At 71.1% G+C, this 16,831-nt stretch carries 20 protein-coding genes; 11 read left to right on the top strand and 9 right to left on the bottom strand.

Going from position 1 to position 16,831, the window contains the following annotated elements; all coding sequences use genetic code 11:
- Positions 1–4: 4 nt before the first annotated feature.
- Positions 5–415, bottom strand: coding sequence for a RidA family protein (locus FGI33_RS11955; RefSeq protein ID WP_220453060.1), 411 nt, complete (start codon positions 413–415; stop codon positions 5–7).
- A gap of 92 nt (positions 416–507) precedes the next feature.
- On the opposite strand from FGI33_RS11955, the gene FGI33_RS11950 reads away from it, so the two are divergent.
- Together FGI33_RS11950 and FGI33_RS11945 are read left to right on the top strand one after the other, a co-directional pair.
- Positions 508–915, top strand: coding sequence for a winged helix-turn-helix transcriptional regulator (locus FGI33_RS11950; RefSeq protein WP_086515024.1), 408 nt, complete (start codon positions 508–510; stop codon positions 913–915).
- Between the two features lie 83 nt (positions 916–998).
- A complete protein-coding gene (locus FGI33_RS11945; protein WP_119434261.1) occupies positions 999–1,397 on the top strand; it encodes an SRPBCC family protein in 399 nt (132 codons plus the stop codon).
- Between the two features lie 2 nt (positions 1,398–1,399).
- Here the strand turns inward: FGI33_RS11945 and FGI33_RS11940 are convergent, their stop codons facing one another.
- On the bottom strand, positions 1,400–1,669 hold the full coding sequence (locus FGI33_RS11940; RefSeq protein WP_119434260.1) for a hypothetical protein: 270 nt from the start codon (positions 1,667–1,669) through the stop codon (positions 1,400–1,402).
- A gap of 86 nt (positions 1,670–1,755) precedes the next feature.
- On the opposite strand from FGI33_RS11940, the gene FGI33_RS11935 reads away from it, so the two are divergent.
- Positions 1,756–2,661, top strand: coding sequence for a serine hydrolase domain-containing protein (locus FGI33_RS11935; RefSeq protein WP_119434259.1), 906 nt, complete (start codon positions 1,756–1,758; stop codon positions 2,659–2,661).
- A 9-nt stretch (positions 2,662–2,670) separates the two neighbouring features.
- On the opposite strand, the gene FGI33_RS11930 is transcribed toward FGI33_RS11935, so the two are convergent.
- A complete protein-coding gene (locus FGI33_RS11930) occupies positions 2,671–3,099 on the bottom strand; it encodes a rhodanese-like domain-containing protein (protein WP_119434258.1) in 429 nt (142 codons plus the stop codon).
- A gap of 86 nt (positions 3,100–3,185) precedes the next feature.
- Between FGI33_RS11930 and FGI33_RS11925 the strand changes: the two genes are divergently transcribed.
- Positions 3,186–3,644 carry an Lrp/AsnC family transcriptional regulator gene (locus FGI33_RS11925; RefSeq protein ID WP_053773426.1) on the top strand — a complete coding sequence of 153 codons (459 nt, stop codon included), beginning with the start codon at positions 3,186–3,188 and terminating at the stop codon, positions 3,642–3,644.
- A gap of 1,548 nt (positions 3,645–5,192) precedes the next feature.
- A complete protein-coding gene (locus FGI33_RS11920) occupies positions 5,193–6,239 on the top strand; it encodes a helix-turn-helix transcriptional regulator (protein WP_147359334.1) in 1,047 nt (348 codons plus the stop codon).
- A 7-nt stretch (positions 6,240–6,246) separates the two neighbouring features.
- Here the strand turns inward: FGI33_RS11920 and FGI33_RS11915 are convergent, their stop codons facing one another.
- The 3 genes from FGI33_RS11915 to FGI33_RS11905 form a co-directional block, all read right to left on the bottom strand.
- Entirely contained in the window at positions 6,247–6,684 is a 438-nt protein-coding gene (locus FGI33_RS11915; RefSeq protein ID WP_119434255.1) for a MarR family winged helix-turn-helix transcriptional regulator, read from the bottom strand.
- Positions 6,685–6,785: 101 nt separating this feature from the next.
- Positions 6,786–7,385, bottom strand: a complete 600-nt coding sequence (locus tag FGI33_RS11910) for a TetR/AcrR family transcriptional regulator (RefSeq protein ID WP_119434254.1) — start codon at positions 7,383–7,385, stop codon at positions 6,786–6,788.
- Positions 7,382–7,975, bottom strand: a complete 594-nt coding sequence (locus tag FGI33_RS11905) for a sugar O-acetyltransferase (protein WP_119434253.1) — start codon at positions 7,973–7,975, stop codon at positions 7,382–7,384. Before FGI33_RS11905 ends, FGI33_RS11910 begins: the two co-directional genes overlap by 4 nt.
- Before the next feature lie 24 nt (positions 7,976–7,999).
- Between FGI33_RS11905 and FGI33_RS11900 the strand changes: the two genes are divergently transcribed.
- A complete protein-coding gene (locus tag FGI33_RS11900; RefSeq protein ID WP_119434252.1) occupies positions 8,000–8,587 on the top strand; it encodes a DUF1349 domain-containing protein in 588 nt (195 codons plus the stop codon).
- A 146-nt stretch (positions 8,588–8,733) separates the two neighbouring features.
- Here FGI33_RS11900 and FGI33_RS11895 read toward each other — a convergent pair whose 3' ends face one another.
- The gene (locus FGI33_RS11895) at positions 8,734–9,303 is read right to left on the bottom strand and encodes a TetR/AcrR family transcriptional regulator (protein ID WP_119434251.1); all 570 of its coding nucleotides are present in this window, start codon (positions 9,301–9,303) and stop codon (positions 8,734–8,736) included.
- A gap of 118 nt (positions 9,304–9,421) precedes the next feature.
- Between FGI33_RS11895 and FGI33_RS11890 the strand changes: the two genes are divergently transcribed.
- Entirely contained in the window at positions 9,422–10,087 is a 666-nt protein-coding gene (locus FGI33_RS11890) for an SDR family NAD(P)-dependent oxidoreductase (RefSeq protein ID WP_119434250.1), read from the top strand.
- A gap of 87 nt (positions 10,088–10,174) precedes the next feature.
- On the opposite strand, the gene FGI33_RS11885 is transcribed toward FGI33_RS11890, so the two are convergent.
- The gene (locus FGI33_RS11885) at positions 10,175–10,819 is read right to left on the bottom strand and encodes a TetR/AcrR family transcriptional regulator (RefSeq protein WP_237581940.1); all 645 of its coding nucleotides are present in this window, start codon (positions 10,817–10,819) and stop codon (positions 10,175–10,177) included.
- 51 nt (positions 10,820–10,870) lie between these two features.
- Between FGI33_RS11885 and FGI33_RS11880 the strand changes: the two genes are divergently transcribed.
- Both FGI33_RS11880 and FGI33_RS11875 read left to right on the top strand, forming a co-directional pair.
- The gene (locus FGI33_RS11880; protein ID WP_147359338.1) at positions 10,871–12,061 is read left to right on the top strand and encodes an ABC-2 transporter permease; all 1,191 of its coding nucleotides are present in this window, start codon (positions 10,871–10,873) and stop codon (positions 12,059–12,061) included.
- A 108-nt stretch (positions 12,062–12,169) separates the two neighbouring features.
- Entirely contained in the window at positions 12,170–13,219 is a 1,050-nt protein-coding gene (locus FGI33_RS11875) for an amidohydrolase family protein (RefSeq protein WP_119434311.1), read from the top strand.
- Positions 13,220–13,457: 238 nt separating this feature from the next.
- On the opposite strand, the gene FGI33_RS11870 is transcribed toward FGI33_RS11875, so the two are convergent.
- Entirely contained in the window at positions 13,458–13,685 is a 228-nt protein-coding gene (locus FGI33_RS11870; protein ID WP_119434312.1) for a hypothetical protein, read from the bottom strand.
- A gap of 548 nt (positions 13,686–14,233) precedes the next feature.
- Between FGI33_RS11870 and FGI33_RS11865 the strand changes: the two genes are divergently transcribed.
- Both FGI33_RS11865 and FGI33_RS11860 read left to right on the top strand, forming a co-directional pair.
- A complete protein-coding gene (locus tag FGI33_RS11865) occupies positions 14,234–15,265 on the top strand; it encodes a DUF4062 domain-containing protein (protein ID WP_237581939.1) in 1,032 nt (343 codons plus the stop codon).
- 320 nt (positions 15,266–15,585) lie between these two features.
- Entirely contained in the window at positions 15,586–16,827 is a 1,242-nt protein-coding gene (locus tag FGI33_RS11860) for an AAA family ATPase (RefSeq protein WP_119434314.1), read from the top strand.
- The last annotated feature ends 4 nt before the right edge of the window (positions 16,828–16,831 follow it).

Here is a 16,831-nt window from a genome sequence, read left to right as displayed (position 1 = left end):
CGCGTCAGTCGAGCACCGCGGTCGCCTCCACCTCCACGAGCACGTCCGGCTCGAACAGGATCTCCACGCCGATGAGCGACGCGGGCGGCATCGGGCTCGGGAGCCCCAGCTCCTCCGCGACCGACTCGACGCCCGCGAGGAACGCGCCCATCCGATCGGGCGTCCAGCGCGTGACGTAGAAGGTGAGCCGCACGACGTCGCCGAACCCCGCGCCCGCGCTCGCGAGGCCGGCGTGCGCGTTGCGGAGGGCCTGCGCGACCTGGCCCGCGAGGTCGTCGGGCGACACGGCGGATCCGTCGGCCGTGCGCGCGATCTGCCCGGCCACGTGCACCTGGCGGCCGCCGGTCGCGACGGCGACGTGGTGGTACGTGACCGGCTGCATGAGGCCGGCGGGTGAGGAGAGGACGACGGGCACGGGGCTCCTTCGGGTGTCTGCGCGGCCGCGGATCGGACCGGCATCTCCTGGATACCCGGTGACGGGCGGTCGCTTCCACGAGACTGGGTGTCGTGACGGATACCGCGACGCACGCCGCCCACCCGCCCCACGACCCCGCCGACCGGCTCGCGATCAGCGCGCCGCACCGCGAGCTGCTCGACCAGGTGCTCGACCGGTGGTCGCTCGCCGTGCTCGACCGGCTGTGCGAACGGCCGACCCGCTTCGCCGAGCTGCGCCGGGTGATCCCCGCGGTGACGCAGAAGTCCCTCACGACGACGCTCCGCCGGCTCGAGCGGAACGGCATCGTCGAGCGGGTCGTGCTCGGCACCCGGCCGCTGGCGGTCGAGTACCGCATCACGCCGCTCGGCAAGACGATGCGCGCGCCCGTCGACGTGCTCCTCGCCTGGGCGTCCCAGCACATGCCCGCGATCGAGGCGGCCCGCGACCGCTTCGACGACGCGACCGACGGGCCCGTGTAGGTGGGCGACGCGGTGCTGCGGCCGTGGGCGCCCGCGGCGGATCCGCCTCCCGCGGTCGTACCGCCGGCCGGTAGCGTCGGATCGTGACCTGGCCCGCGCTGCACATCACCCGTTCCGTCGACGCCGACGTGGCGTCCGTGGTGGCCGTCGCGGGGGATCCGGCGCGGCTGCCCGAGTGGGCGGCGGGCGTCAGCTCGGGGATCCGGCTCGAGGGCGGGCGCTGGCTGTCGGACTCGCCGATGGGCGCCGTCGAGATCGCGTTCACGGGCCCGCGCGAGCTCGGGATCCTCGACCACGACGTGACGCTCCCCGACGGCACCGTGGTCCGCAACCCACTTCGCGTCCTCCCCAACGAAGCCGGCAGCGAGGTCGTCTTCACCCTCTTCCGCCGACCGGGCACGACAGACGTCGCCTTCGCTGAGGACGCGGCGCTCGTCGCGGAGGACCTCGATCGCCTCGCGGCGCTGGTCGCCCGCGGCTGAGGTCAGGCGCCCTCGGCGCCCTGCTCGCGACGTCGCCCGCGCCACGCCCCGACCTCCGCCACGGCGATCCGCGTGCCCGCTAGCAGCACCAGCGCGACCGCCGTCAGCACGACGAGCGGGGGCAGGGCGAAGCCGAGGCCGACGACCCAGTGGTCCATGCCGAGCCCGGGCCAGCCCATGTCCTCCGACCGGTCGGCGATCACCAGCAGCACCGCGAGGGCGACGAGCTCGGCCGCCAGGATCCCGATGGTGATGCGCGTCGCGAGCCGCATGCCGTCCCCCTGCCGTGTGCCGAGCCGCCACCCTCGCACGGTTCCCCCGCCTGCGGAAGCCCCTGGCCCCGCGCCACACTGGATCCATGAGCACCGCCGCCGACGCCCTCGCCCGCCTCGTCGAGGGCATCGACCGCGAGCGGCTGGGCGCGTACGGCGCGGTCGTGCGGATCGGCGACGACGAGGCCGCGCACCGCTGGCGCAGCGACGACCGCGAGAACCTCTACTCGGTGTCCAAGGGCGTGGTCGCGCTCGCCGTCGGCATCGCCGTGGACGAGGGGATCCTCTCGCTCGGCACCCGCGTCCCCGAGCTGCTGCCCGACCTCGACCTCGGCCCGGGCGTCGAGGAGGTCACCGTCGAGCACCTCCTCACCATGACCAGCGGCATCGACCTCGCGTGGTTCGGTGACGAGCCCGTGCCCGGCCCCGACCTCGCGCAGGCGATGCTCGGGCGCCCGAGCCGCGGCCGCGCCTTCCGGTACAGCGACGCGAGCCCCTACGTCGCCATGCGGATGCTCGCCGCCGCGGTCGGCGACGTGCGCGACTGGCTCCTCCCGCGCCTGTTCACCCCGCTCGGCATCGACGACCCGCAGTGGCACCGCTGCCCGCTCGGCTTCGTCGTGGGCGGCAGCGGCCTGGAGCTGCGCACCGGCGAGCTCGCGCGCATCGGTCGGCTGCTCCGCGACCGGGGCGCGTGGGAGGGCCGGCAGCTCGTGAGCGCGGAGTGGGTCGACCGGATGCACGGATCCTGGGTCGCGACCGGCGACGACGATCCGCACGCGCCCTTCGCCCGCTACGGCCTCGCCACCTGGGACGGACCCGGCGACGCCTGGCGCCTCGACGGCCGCTACGGCCAGTACGTGCTGGTCGACGGATCCCGTGACGCGGTCATGACCATCACGGCCCACGAGGAGGAGCGCGACCATCGGCTCGCGGAGCTGGCGGTCGAGGCCGTGGCGGCCGTCGCGGACGCGGCGCCCGTCGCCGGCTGACCCCCCGCGTCAGCCGACCGGCGCCGTCAGCGGATCCGGCTCGCGGCGCGTCCGCCCGGCGTCCGCGACCACCGCGAACCCCTCGCGCGCCCAGTACTCGAACCCGCCGATCAGCTCCTGCACGCGCGTGTAGCCGAGCGTCGCGAGCGCGAGGGCCGCACGCGTGCTGCCATTGCAGCCGGGGCCCCAGCAGTAGACGACGATCCGGGCGTCACGGTCGGGCAGCTCGGCGGCCGCGCGTGCCGCGAGCTCCGCGCCGGGGATGTGGACGGCTCCCGGGATCCGCCCCTGCGCCCAGGACGCATCGGAGCGGACGTCGACCACGAGCGGCGCGGCGCCGTGCGCGCGGTCCGCGGCGAGGTCGGCGGGGTCGGTCTCGAAGGTCAGCTTGGCGGCGAAGAAGTCGGTCGCGGAGAGGCTCGTCTGCATGCGCTCCATCGAAGCGGCCCGGGCCCGGGACGAGGAAGGGACGTCCCGCGGCATCGGGGCCGTCGCGCCGCGGATCGCCCGGTAGGTTCGGCCGCATGCCGACGAATCCGCCGCTGACCCTCGACGCCACCGACCACGCGATCATCGCCGAGCTGCAGGGCGACGGCCGCATGAGCGTCGCGCAGCTCGGACGGGCCGTCTCGCTCTCGGCCAGCGCGACCGCCGAGCGGGTGCGTCGCCTCACGGAGGGCGGCATCATCACCGGCTACTCCATCACGGTGGATCCCGAGGCCCTCGGCTGGGCCGTCACCGCCTTCGTGCGCCTCGCGTACCCGTCGGGCGACTACCGGCCGTTCCACGCGCTGGTCGCCGAGCTGCCGGAGATCGTCGAGGCCCACCACGTCACGGGCGCCGACTGCTTCATCATCAAGGTCCACGCCCGCTCGATGCGCGACCTCGAGCGCATCACGGGCCGCCTCGCCGCCCTCGGCGGGATCACGACCCACGTCGTGTACTCGAGCCCGGTCCCGGGGCGGCACGTCGGGCCGGCCTAGGTGCGAGAGTCGCAGGGAGCGCCGTCGTGGCGCGGCCTGCCGAGGATCTCCCCGCCGGTTCCCCTGGATGAACGGTTTTTCCCGCGAACTTCTCTCACGTGCGCGCCTTCACTGCGGCGTGGCCCGACCGGAGCCGAACAGTCCAGCAGGCTGCTGGACGACTTCCGTGGGGCGCACCATGGTGCTCGTCGACAAGCTCGACAGCGCCGAGACCCGGGACTGGTACGCCCAGCAGGCTGAGCGGGGCGGGCGCCGTCCGCGCGATGAGGCGTGACCCGGCTGACTTCTACCGAACGCGCTTCGCGTGCTTCTTACCGGCCCGCGATCTAGCGCGCCGGGCGTCGAGCTCCGCCCAGACTGGATCGTTCGCTTCTGGGTCGATCGACCACACCACGTCGACGAGACGAGTCAGCTCGTCGATGAGCCCATTCTCGGGTGGCTCGCCTTGGTGCCTGCCGTCCCTCGTCATGGGGGTGTTCACGTCCCTTCCTCGAGTGAGGAAACCTTCGTAAAGTCGAAGGGCGGTCGAGCACTTCGGGTGTGCTCGACGCGCACCGGCTGGAGACCTCGGGGGAGTGTCTCGCCGGTCGCCCGGCCCTTGTCGCAAGGGTCGGGCTCTCGCGCGCGCACGTGAACCCCCTGGTCGAGCACGGCCCTGACCGCACTTCGAGCAGGGTGGAGTCAATCGGGGCGGCAGTACAGTGATCGAACGCCTCGGGACCATGACGGGTCCTGGGCGTGTCGCATGGTCTGATGTAGCCGGCCCGGACCCCGCTGGTGACGGGCTCGACATTTCCCCGGTAGCGAGCCCGTCGTCCTCTGATGGTCGGCTCTCGCGGCCCGCTCATACGATGTCATTACGTGGATCTGGGAGTTGGGGGAGTGCTCCTTGGTGGTTCGTTTGTGCCCTCATAACTTCGTAGGGGTCCGGCTCAACGACGGCCGGCGGAGGTGGCGCCTCCGAACCAAGGCCATGACCCCGGCTGCGGCTCCGTTCGTGCCGTCTGGTGCGACGGGAGACACCCCGAGGGTTCCCCGACGCGCGCGTGTGCCTGATGAAGCCGGCCCAGACCCCGCTGGTGGCGGGCTCCGCGTCCCCCCGGACGCGAGCCCGCCGGCCTCACCCTCGCCCCTGTCCGCTCAGCGACCATGCCACGCGCTTGTCCGCATTTTGGGGGACCAGGCGTTACGTTCGTGGCTGCACACGGTCTGCCCGGGCCGGTGTGCGCACTGCCGACGCACCCCCGTCTCCACTGGCCGGTATCGCAGCGATGGTGCTGATCCATGTGAGTGTCGACCCGAAAGCGACCCTCAGGCTCGAGCCCGCCGTCCCCACGGCGGGCTCGCTTCACGTTTAGCCCGACGATGTGCCCACGGACCCTGTTCTGGGGGTCGGCCGCGCGCAGGCCACTGGACGAAGGATCACGAACTACTGACGTCCGCTTCATGACCTCGCGGAGCCGTCGCCCGTCTCCTTAGGGTTACCCCCTCCGCGCGGTCACGATGACGGGCGTCGTACTGGGGGCAGGACACGAGAGAAGTACGAGCATGTACAGCACCGACCCGGCCCAGACCCCGCCAGGACCCACAACCACCGGCCCGTCGCTCTTCACGAGCAGCACTGGCACCTCGATGCCCGCCGGCACGAGCCGCACCGAGCATCGCACCGAGCACGCCGGCGCGTGTACCGGCGAGGCGGACGATGTCTACCGTGCCGCGTACGGCGGCGACCTCGCCACGAGCGCGGGGGACTCCCCGTTCTCCTACCGGTACGCCAGCGTCGGCAACGACCGGGTGTCGCTGCGCACCTCGGAGCTGTCGGGGCGGATCCGGGGCGAGGTGCCCAACCTCACCGACTACGTCGTGGGCTGGTTCCGCACCGGCAGCGGCTGCCTGCACCTGCGCGACCACCAGCGCGCCGGGACCGTCGAGGCACCCTTCCTCCTGCCGACCGAGCGGGCCTTCCGGCTGGACTTCCGCGCGCACCGACAGCACCTCATCCACCTCGGGCCGGCGTTCCTGGAGGACATCGCGACCGAACGGCACGACGGGCCTGCCCGGCACGTGTCCTTCGACCACCGCGCCGACGCGAACCCGTGGGCGTTGGCGGCATGGCGGGACGCGGTGTCGGTGATGACGCGCGCGGTCGTGCGGGTGAGCGTGACGCCGCTGATGCGGTTCGCGGCGGAGATGTCCCTCGCTCGGGTGCTGCTCCGCCTGTTCCCCTGGAAGGCGTGGGCCGTCCCGGCGGAGCTGCGCCTGCCGCAGGCGGCACGGGTACGTGAGGCGCTGGACTACCTGCACCACCACGCGCACGAGCCCATCACCCCCGCCGACGCTGCCCGCGCGGCCGGCATGCACACCCGTAGCCTCCAGCTCGCGACCGCACGGCATCTCGGCATGACGCCGTCCGCGTACCTGCGAGACATCCGGCTGCAACGCGTCCACGACCAGCTCCGCGCCGCAGCACCACGCTCGATCACCGTGAAGGACGCCGCCCGGACCTGGGGCTTCGGGAACCTCGGTCGATTCGCGGCGGAGTACGCCGCGCACTTCGACGAGAAACCCAGCGACACCCTCCGCCGCGCCCCCTGAGGTCGCGTCAGACCGCCGTGGGGGCGACCGGGATGGAGGCGACGAACTCCTGAAGCAGCTGCTGGTCGACGCTGTTCAAGCCGATGACCTGCTTCACGCGCGCGTGGATCTGCTGCAGCTCAGGGATGAGCGCGATGCCGGCGTTAGTCAAGGCCACGGAGAGTCGGCGCTCGTTGGCGGCGTCGCGCGAGCGGCTGATGAAGCCCAGGAGCTCGAGACGCTTCAACATCGGCGTCATCGTCCCCGGACTCAGCGCCAGGAGCTGCCCGATCTCCACGACCGAGCGGGGCGGACCCAGCCCTAGGACCAGGAGCACGAGGAACTGCGGATGCGTCAGCCGCAACGGCGTCAAGTGAGGCCGGTACACGCCCGCCGTTGCGCGAGCCGCCGCGGGCAGGAGCGCGCCGGTGGGCGACCAAAGGATGTCTTGGGACCTGAGACTCATGGGGTCTGCTTCTTCGCGTCGACTCGACGCCACGGTGGCCCCTGTTCGCTTGACGCTACGCCGCTCAACGGTCCGCGACTTGGTGTCCGGGTAACCATCCCCTATCGGGACGACCGATCCCGTGCCGTCGGATCGCGAGGAATGGGCAGGATGCGCTTCACGGCTTCGCGGATGAAGGACTGGTCCGGTGGCTCGGGGTCGAGTGCGCGGTGGATGCTGAGGCCTTCGATGAGCGCGTCGAGCATGCGTGCGGTGGTCGGATCGACGTGCTGTTCCAGGGTGGTGCGGCTGCGGGCCATCCAGGCTTGCGTGATCGCCCGGTACTCGGGTCGGCGGGCGGCGAGCGTATAGAGCTCGTGAGTGAGTACGAGGTCGCGCTGCGTGCCCATGAGATCGTGCACGATGACGTCGACCACGGCAGATCCGGTCTCCTCAATGGTGTTGGCGTCGCTCATGCGGCGCCGCATCTGCTCGGCGACGCGGTCGGCGAAGAGCGTGAAGGCCTCGTGGAGCAGGTCGTCCATGCCGTCGAAGTGGTACGTCATCGAGCCAAGCGGTACGTCGGCCGCGGCGGCGACCCGACGATGCGTCGTCCCATCGACTCCGAAGTCGGCGATGACGTCGAGGCACGCCTCGACGATCCGGTCCCGACGGCTGGGATCCGATCGCCGGGGTGAACGGGCGCGAGCCGGCTCCGTCATGCCCGGGGCTCGATCTCGCGGATGACGCGGGCGGGGTTCCCGACGGCGACCACGCCGGCGGGGATGTCGCGGTTTACGACCGATCCGGCGCCGATGACGCTGTCATCGCCGATGCTGACGCCGGGGCAGACGATCACGCCGCCGCCGAGCCAGACGTTGTCGCCGATGGTGATCGGGCGCGCCGCTTCGAGCTTGTCGCGCCGAGGGCCCGGGTCGACGGGGTGCGTGGGCGTGAGGAGCTGCACGTTCGGCCCGATCTGACAGTCCTCGCCGATGGTGATCGCGGCGACGTCCAGAGCGGTGAGGTTGTAGTTGACGAAGGTCCGGGCGCCGATGCGGATGTTCTCCCCGTAGTCGACATACAGCGGCGGCTTGACGAACGCATCCGAACCGAGCGACCCGAGGAGCTCCTCCAGCAGCGGACGCGCGGCGGCCTCGTCTTCGACAGCGGCACGGTGGTAGGCGTCGGCGAGCCGGACGGCGCGCTGGGCGATGCGAGCGCTCTCGGGATCGTCGGCGATGTACAGGTCGCCGGCGAGCATCCGCTCGCGGTTGCTGCGGTCGTCTCCAGCGAAGTGGTCAGTTGCCATGTGTACGAGCGTACACTCGGCCCCGTGATCGACATCGACTGGACCTCTGGCACCTGGACCACCGCGCCCGCGCACGTGGAGATCGCCGACGACGGGCTCCGCGTCACGGCCGTCGAGGGGAGCGACGCTTGGCGCACCACCTCCTACGGCTTCGTGCATGACACGGAGCACGCCCTCCTCACACCGCTCGAGCAGGGCGCGGCGATGGAGGTGTCGTTCCTGCTCGACTTCTCCGCCCAGTTCGACCAGGCCGGGATCTTCGTCAAGGTCGACGACAGCACATGGACCAAAGCCGGCGTCGAGCGCAGCGACGGCGAGGACGGCCTCGGCGCAGTCGTCACCCGTGGGATGTCCGACTGGTCGCTGGCACCGGTGCCTGCCTGGCACGGCCGTCTTGTGACGATCCGCGCGAGTCGCTCCGGTGACGCGCTGACGGTCCGGGCGCGCGTGGACGACGAGCCGTGGCAGCTGGTGCGCGTCGCGCCCCTGGATGCCGACGCCGCCGTGACCGCGGGCCCGATGTGCTGCGCTCCGACGCGGGAGGGCCTCACCGTTCGCTTCACCGCGTGGCGGACTGGACCGGCGGACGCGAGCCTGCACCCGGACGACTAGACGGTCAGGTGAGGGAGTGTGGTCACGTCTCTCGGGGCCTGCCGGGTCGCTTGAGGTGCTGGCTGCTGTCCGTGGAGTGCCGGGAGGGCGGGCGTGTCGAGGATCTACTCGAGGTCGGCGCGCTCGATGTTGAGAGCGACCCGGCGTCAGCCCCCGGCGAGCCAGGCCGCGGCGACGCTGCGGTCGACGACGCGACGCCACCCGTCCGGGGCAGTGGGGTCGTGGCTGGCCATCCCGGCCATCCAGAGCACGCTCATGAGGTCATCCGGTGTGAAATCCGGCGAGAGCACGCCGGCGGCATGGGCGTTCCCGACGAGCTCCGCCCCGAGCGCCATGGATCGTTCGCACGCGTTGATGAGGAGCACCGCGTCGGGATATCGGCGGAGCATCGCGTCGTTCATGGCCGGGTCGCTGCGTTGCAGATCGATCATCTCGGCGATGAAGGTCTCCAGCTGCGCACGCGGGGAGCCCTCGGCCAAGGTCCGGTCCCGGAGCGACGCGAGCTTCGCGCCGGCGATGTCCGGCACGACGGCGTCGATGAGCTGGTCCCGCGAACCGATGCGGTTGTAGAGCGTCCCGATGCTCACGCCGGCTTCTCGGGCGATGTCCTCCAGGGGAGCGGACAGCCCTCGCGCGGTGAACACCGCCACGGCGGCAGCGCGCAGCTTCTCGACGTTCGCCTGAGCGTCTCGGCGCAGGCCGGGTGCAGGACTCATGGTGGCTCCACTTGATCTTGAGGGCATCCTCAACATAGGCTCGAGCGCACTTGAGGACCTACTCAACTTACTGCACCAGGACGCGTGGCTCGGTAGCGCGCCACGGGAAGGACGCATCATGCCCCTCATCACCATCATCGGAGCGGGACCCGGACTGGGCCTCGAGATCGCGCGCGCATTCGGGCGGAAGGGCTTCGACGTCGCCCTCGTCGCCCGAGACCGCTCGAAGCTGGATGGCCTGGCGCGCACGCTGGCCGCCGAGGGGATCCGCGCTCGGGGCTTCACGGCCGACGTCAACGAGCCCGACACGATCAGGGACGCGCTCCGCTCGATCCGCGACGAGCTCGGTCCGATCGACGTGCTCGAGTTCTCCCCGGCGGACCGGACCCTGGAGTCGGTCGACGCGGTGGACGTGACGATGGAGAACCTGCAGCCGCAGATCGACTTCTACCTGGGCGGTGCCGTGGCCGCCATCGGCGCCGTCCTGCCGGACATGATCGCTGCCGGCTCCGGGACGGTCCTCGTGACCACGGGCGGGGGCTCGCTCGCGCCGACGCCGGCCCGCGGGAACATCAACATCGCCGCGGCGGGACTGCGGAACTGGACGCTGAACCTGCACGCCGCCCTCGCGGAGCGCGGGGTCTACGTGGCGTTCGTCGCCATCACCGCGCTGATCGGCGGCGGCCGCCCGGATGCCGAGCCCGACGTCATCGCGCAGGCGTACGTCACGCTCCACGACGAGCGACAGGACGCCGAGCTGCACTACGTCGCCTACGACGCCTGACGCACATCCCGCCCGGGCTCCGTGGCCCGGGCGGGGCGGCGGCACCGCCCGCGGCTGTCCGGCCCGCGGCTGCAGGAACTCCGCCGTTCAGCCGGCGGTGGCCGCCGCGGCGGCCGCGGCGAACGCGCGGAGCGCCGCGACCTGCTGGGCCGTGCTCGGTGGCGCATCGGCCATCTGCCACGTCGAGACGAGCGCCACCATCCCTCCGATCGTGAAGGTCCGGGCGTCATCGCTGAGCGCGATCCCCGGCCGAGCGTCATCGCGATCCGACTCCATCAACCAGGTGGTCACCACCGCCGCGATGACCTCGGCGACCCGCTCCCCTCGCGGTATGGCCCGGAGCTTGTCGAAGAACTCGCGATCCGCTCGCCCGGCGGCCAGCAGCGGTTCGATCCCACGCTCCCGGACCGCGTCGGTGAGCGCCTGCGCGAGGTTCGCCGCGCCGTCGGCGGGAGACAGGCAGTCCTCGAGGAGCCGGCTGATCCAGGCATCCGTCGCGAGGTCGCCGACGTTGTCGTAGTGGTTGTGCAGCGCCTGCCGGCTGAAGCCCGCCCGCTGCGCCACCGCGCTCATCGAGATCGCCTCGCCCTTCGGCGCCTCGGACACCAGGGCCGTAAGCGCCTGGATCAGGGCGGAGCGGGTGCGGGTGACCCGCGGGTCCACACGGGACGGCCCGGCCGCCGGTGCGCTCGTCCCTTGCGTCATCCACCCATCTTGCCAGAGCCCGAGCACTTATGTACAGTCGGCATCTACTGGACAATTGTAAAGGACATGATGACCCACGTGACCGAGACGGCACCTCACCGCGGAGACTCCCCGCAGCACCCCGACTTCGAGGCGGCGGTCGCGGGGGGCGCGCTGACGTCGGAAGGGCCGGGCTCCATCCATCGCTACCGGAACCTGATCCTCGGCGGGGTCGCGATCCTGCTCCTCGCCATGGCGATGCTGGTCAGCTACTCGACCGCGTTCGGCGACCCGACTCCCAACAACATCCACCTCGCGGTCACCGGCGATGCCGACACGATCGTCGCGCTCGAGCAGCAGGGGTCGCTGGAGCTCACCGTGGTGTCCTCAGCAGAGGAGGCCCAGGCCGCCGTGCTCGACCGTGACGTGGACGGCGCTGTCGTCCTGCCCGCACCGGGTACCGGCGGCCAGGTCGCCACCTACATCGCCAGCGGCGGCGGCCGCGGTGTCGCCCAGGCGGTCTCCGGCATCGCCGCCTCGATCGCGGCGAAGACGCAGACCACGAACCAGACCACCGATCTCGCCCCTCTGCCGGAGAACGACCCGGTCGGATCGATCGAGTTCTACGCCATCCTCTTCGCGGGGTTGGGCGCGGCTCTCGGCGCGACGGTGTTCGGGCGCATCCTCGGCACGGTCGACACGGCGGCGAAGTTCGTCGAGCGCAGCGTCGTCCTCGTCGTCTACGCCGGCCTGCTCGCCGCCTTGATCACCCTCTGGATCGATTCTGCGCTGGATGCCGTGACCGTCGGCCCGTGGGCCGTGTTCGGGGTCCTCTGGCTGACGGGAGTCGCCATCGGAGGAGCGGTGACGGGAGTCGCCGCCCTCGGCGGCACCATCGCCGCGCTGGCCATGACGCTCGCCCTGGTGATCCTGGGGAACACGTCCTCCGGTGGGCCGCTCGGCATCCACGTCCTCAACGACTTCTTCCAGGCCCTCTACTACGTCTTCCCCCAAGGCGACGCACTCGATCTCCTGCGGTCGGTGCAGTACTTCGACGGCGCGGCCGTGACCGCTCCGATCATCCGGCTGGGGATCTGGGCGGTCGCGGGCATCCTGCTGACCCTGGCGGCCATGCTCATCCGCAACCGTCGGGAAGCCGCGGACCGCGCGATGGAGGCACGGCGTCGCCAGGCGGGGACCCACGCGGCGGCCGCGCCATCGCCCGCCCACGTCCAGCACGCCGCCGTCAGCACCGGCTCGGAATTCCTTCCACTCACTCCCTCAGCCTGACCGCGATGCGATCGGCAGCACGGATCCGCCGGACCGGGGGCCATCACGACGATGACCCGCTTCACATGCACGTGACGTTGACGAACACAGAACAGAGAGGTTGTCGACATGCCAGGGAAGATCGATGTCCACCAGCACCTGCTCCCGCCCATCTACTTCGAGGCGCTGAAGGCGGCAGGAGAACGGGCGATGGGGAGCGGGGCCGGGTCAGTGGGGGAGATCCCTGCCGTGTCAGGCGGATCCGCGCAGTGGAATCCGTGGGCGCCGAACGGCGACACCGGACCGCGACAGGGTCCGCGCACGATAGGCGGCTGGCAGATGCCGGAATGGGACCCCGAAGCGGCCATCGCGATGATGGACGAGGCCGGCATCGAGACCGGGATCCTGTCCATCAGCGCACCCGGCGTCCACATCGGTGACGATGCCGCGGCCCGCGCCCTCGCGCGCGAGCTGAACGACTACCAGGCCGAGCTGGTCCGGTCACGGCCGGACCGCTTCGGGCACTTCGCCGTGCTGCCGCTGCCGGACTTCGACGGCGCGGTCGCCGAGGCCGTTCGGGCACTCGACGAGCTCCACGCCGACGGTGTGCTCCTGCTGTCGAACGCGAACGGGCGCTACCTCGGCGATCCCGCCTACGAGCCGCTGTGGGCGGAGCTCGCTGCACGCTCGGCCGTGGTCTTCGTGCACCCCACGTCGCCCCCGCTCGCCCAGCTGCCGGGGATGCCGACGGCGCTGCTGGACTTCCCGTTCGACACCACGCGCACCGCCGTGGACCTCGTCGCCCACGGCGTGTTCGACCGGCACCCGGACCTGCGCGTGATCCTCTCGCACGCGGGCGGGTTCCTGCCCTACGCCGCCAGCCGCTTCAGCGCCGCCGCCATGTTCAACCCCGGCACCACCCCGGAGAGCATCCAGGCGGGACTGCGCAAGTTCTACTTCGATACCGCGTTGTCCGCGTCGCCCACGTCCCTGCCGTCGCTCCTCGCGTTCGCGGAGCCGGGTCACATCCTCTACGGAAGCGACTTCCCGTACGCCGACCCGGAATGGAGCGCGCGCTTCGACCACGAGCTGGACGCCTATGACGGCCCTGGGGCGGAGCGGCTGGGCGAGGTGGACCGCTCCGCCGCCGAGGCGCTGTTCCCCCGCCTGGCGAGGTAGGGCGGAAGCGCCCGCTCCGAGTCGCCGGCGCAGCGATGATCGCGCGATAGGTGGCACGAGCCCACGGGACGGTCGGATGAGCCCCTGACGCGCACCTCAGTCGGACCGGCTGCGTCGCGGGATCCGCCGCGCGGGACGTGACGCGGGTCCGACCCGCTGGTCTCCGCGAACGGCGCATCCATCGCCGCTGTGCTACGGCGCCGCCTCCATGTAGGTGAAGACGGCGCCATGAGGGTGCCTAGTCGTCGGATCCGCAGTGGACCTGCGGCGGCAGGTTAATGGTGTGCGGGATCCCCGAGTAGCACGGGTCGGCACGGACTTGGCGCTGGTGGTAGCGAAGGCTGGTGTTCTCCGGCCCCGGCGTCGAGGCCTGAGCGGACATGGGGGTGAGGATCATGGCGGCGCTCATCGCGCCGAGGAGGAGGAGAGCTCGCGTCGTCATGACGAGGGAGGTGCGGTTCGTCATGGTCGTCCCGTTCTGTTCTGTGCGCTGAATGCTCTGAGGCGAGTCGCGCGGTCCTCACCGAGAGCGCCGGAGCCGGCGCCGCACACGGTAGGACCAAGCGCAAAGGACACGAGTGGGCTGTCCACACCATCGGTAGTCGGCGCTCGTTCGACGCCGGACGACTCTGCGAGCCCACGGCACTCGCAATGGAGCAGCCCTCACGCGTACCGACCCGTCCGGGGAGGGATCATCTGTTGAGACGAGGCATGGGGACGCCCTGGTGACGTACCCGGGCGCGCGACCCTTCCGGCTCACCTGCTCAGGAGGCGCGTCGTCCATCGGGCCAGCGCGCGCACGGCGGTCCGGGATCGGATCGTCGGCGCCAGCGGATGCCAGCGGTCTCGCAGGCGACACTTCGGGTAGTCACGTGGTGAGCTCAGATCATGTCACCACCACCACCACCATCGCTTCTCATCGATCAACGATCCGCGGCCGTCACGTTGAGTGCCGAAGCAGTCGTGGAGTGGGGGCGAGATCAGCAGGTCTTCGTATCAAGCCTGATCACCGACATGCCCGACGAGCGCCAGGCGGTCCGTGAGGCGATCGAGGAATGCGGTGCGGTACCGGTGATGTTCGAGGACCTGGGTGGCCAGGACGTCTCGGCTGATCGGGCATACCTTGCCGGCGTGCGGCGCTCGACGATCTACGTGGGTCTGTTCGGGAACCGGTACGGGGTGCGGATGCCGGACGGGTACTCCGCGACCCATGCCGAGTTTCGCGAGGCCGAGAAGGAGGGGCTGCGGCTATGCGTGTTCGTGAACGGCGAGGGCGGGTCGGACATGGACGGGTCGCAACGTGATCTGATCGCCGGAACGCGCAACCTCTACACGACGAGTTCGTGGTCGTCCATCGAGGACCTCAAGATGCGCGTGAAGCGCCGCCTGATGGATCTCGCGGCGGAGGAGATCTCGCCATGGGTGCGGGTGGGGCGCGTCATCCTCCGCGCTCGTGAGGTGCTCAACAACGGCGAGACGGTGACGGTCTCGGCCGACGTGCGCAGTGCCGTCGTCCATGCCGAGCTGGTGAGGCTGAGGGACGGGCGGCAAGGTGACATCGAGTGGGCATCTCCTAGTGATGCTCGTCCGATGGAGTTCGGCACGCTTTCGAGCACATCGACCACGACCACGCTCCACGCCGAACGCTTCACGCTGCATGATCGCGGCCGTGGACAGAGCGGCGGGGCGATGCAGTACTCCATGGGCGGTCTCTCGTGGGAGGAGATATCGAAGCGCGCGTTGGCAGACGGCCTGTTCGGCACCTCTGAGCTCGGTGATCTCCAGTTCGGTGTCTCTGCCCACGACCCGCTGGCGCCCATACGCGATCTTGACCTCGACGACACGATCGTCCGACCCCTCAGCCGCTTGCTGATCACCGAGTACCTGTTGCGCTCGGGCATCGCCGTCGGGGTGGATCAATTCCGGCTCGGACCGCGACACGGCGGCGGTCGCCAACTATGGCTCACTTGGAGGCCGAAGGGCTATTACGGGAGCGCAGTTGACTCTGAGCCCCTCACCGTCGAGGGATTGGTGACGGACCTCTAGGCGCGTGTAGCGGCACTGTCTTCTTGGCGAGCGCATGCCTCCTTCGGTCGATCCCAAGAGGGCGGGCGGGACGCTTTCTGGAGTGGCCTCCAAGCGGCGCCAGAGCCGTAACCGGACATAAGGTCCATTTTCGGCATTTCACGAATCGCCGAAGGCGCGGAGTCGGCTCAGAAGTACGACCCTGACGCGCACGTCTGCGAAGAGTGAGTGATCGAACCCGGTGGGATCACGACCCGGGTCAGGTTTCCATGACGCAGGGCCGCACGCGTAGGGGTCCGGTAACATTACCAAACCCGACCGGACTTGGTAACGTTACCAACATGCGCGACGCGATCGACAACCCCTTCAGCCCCGGCTCGGACACCGTCCCGGAGATCTGGGCGGGCCGCACCGAGCAGCTGAGCGACTGGCGCGACGTGGTCCGCCCCCGTCTCCTCCGGGGCCTCCCCGAGCGCGGGCGCACCGTGCTCGGCGAGCCCGGGCTCGGCAAGTCCTCTCTCGTGCGGCGCATCGCGCAGGCGGCCGCCCGGGAGGGGGACTGGGTCACGCCGCAGCTCCGGATCCCCCTCGGTGCCGATCCGCTGAAGCCCGTCGCGGCCGCCGTGCTGGAGCTCGCGCGCGCCGCGGGCCTGCCCTCCCTGCGCGAGAAGCGCATCAGGGAGGCCATCGGCCGGGTGGAGACGGTCGCGGCGGCCGGGCTGTCGCTCACCATGCGCGAGGGATCCGAGCAGAGCGGCCCCGAGCCGTACACCGCGCTGACGGCGCTGCTCGTCGAGGTCGGCCGCGCGGCGATGCGGCACGACCGGGTCGCCCTCGTCCACGTCGACGAGGTGCAGAACATCACGGACGAGCGGACGCTCTCGCAGCTGCTGATCGCCCTCGGCGACGCCATCACGCACGAGGAGGAGGTCGCGATCCCCGGGGGTGCCCACGTGCGCCGGTCCCTGCCCATCGCGGTGTACCTCACGGGTCTGCCGGACTTCGAGGATCGGGCGGGCGCGCACAAGGGGGCGACCTTCGCGCGGCGCTTCCGCACCACCGTCCTGACCGCGATCGACGACGAGGACATCCGCGCCGCGCTGCAGGACTTCGTCGTGCCGGGCTGGGAGGTGGCGGACGGCTCGGGCCGCACCCGTCGTGTCCGCATGGACCAGGACGCCGCCGCCGCGATCGTCGACCTGTGCCGCGGGGAGCCGTTCCTCTTCCAGCTGGCGGGGGAGCGCGCCTGGTACGCAGGATCGGGGGCGACGATCACGCGCGACGAGGTCCACGCGGGCTGGCGGGGCGCGGAGCGCGAGGCGGCCGCGCACGTGGAGCGGATCCTCGAGCGGCTGCCCCCGCGGGAGCGCGCCTTCGTCGAGGCGATGGCGGCGCTGCCGTCGGACGAGCGCACGCTCACCCGCATCGCGAAGGAGATGGGCCGGTCGAGGGCCGCGGAGGTCGGCACCACGGCGCAGCGCCTGGACACCGTGCGCGGGATCATCGACCGGGGCACGTCCTACGGCTTCCGGCACCGCGCCATCGAGGCGCACTTGACGAGCGACTGGCCGCGCATCGGGTGAGAGG

Source organism: Clavibacter phaseoli, from assembly GCF_021922925.1.
Taxonomy (GTDB): domain Bacteria; phylum Actinomycetota; class Actinomycetes; order Actinomycetales; family Microbacteriaceae; genus Clavibacter; species Clavibacter phaseoli.
Note: the sequence above shows the minus strand (reverse complement) of the source record. Positions and strands in the feature narration are given on the sequence as shown.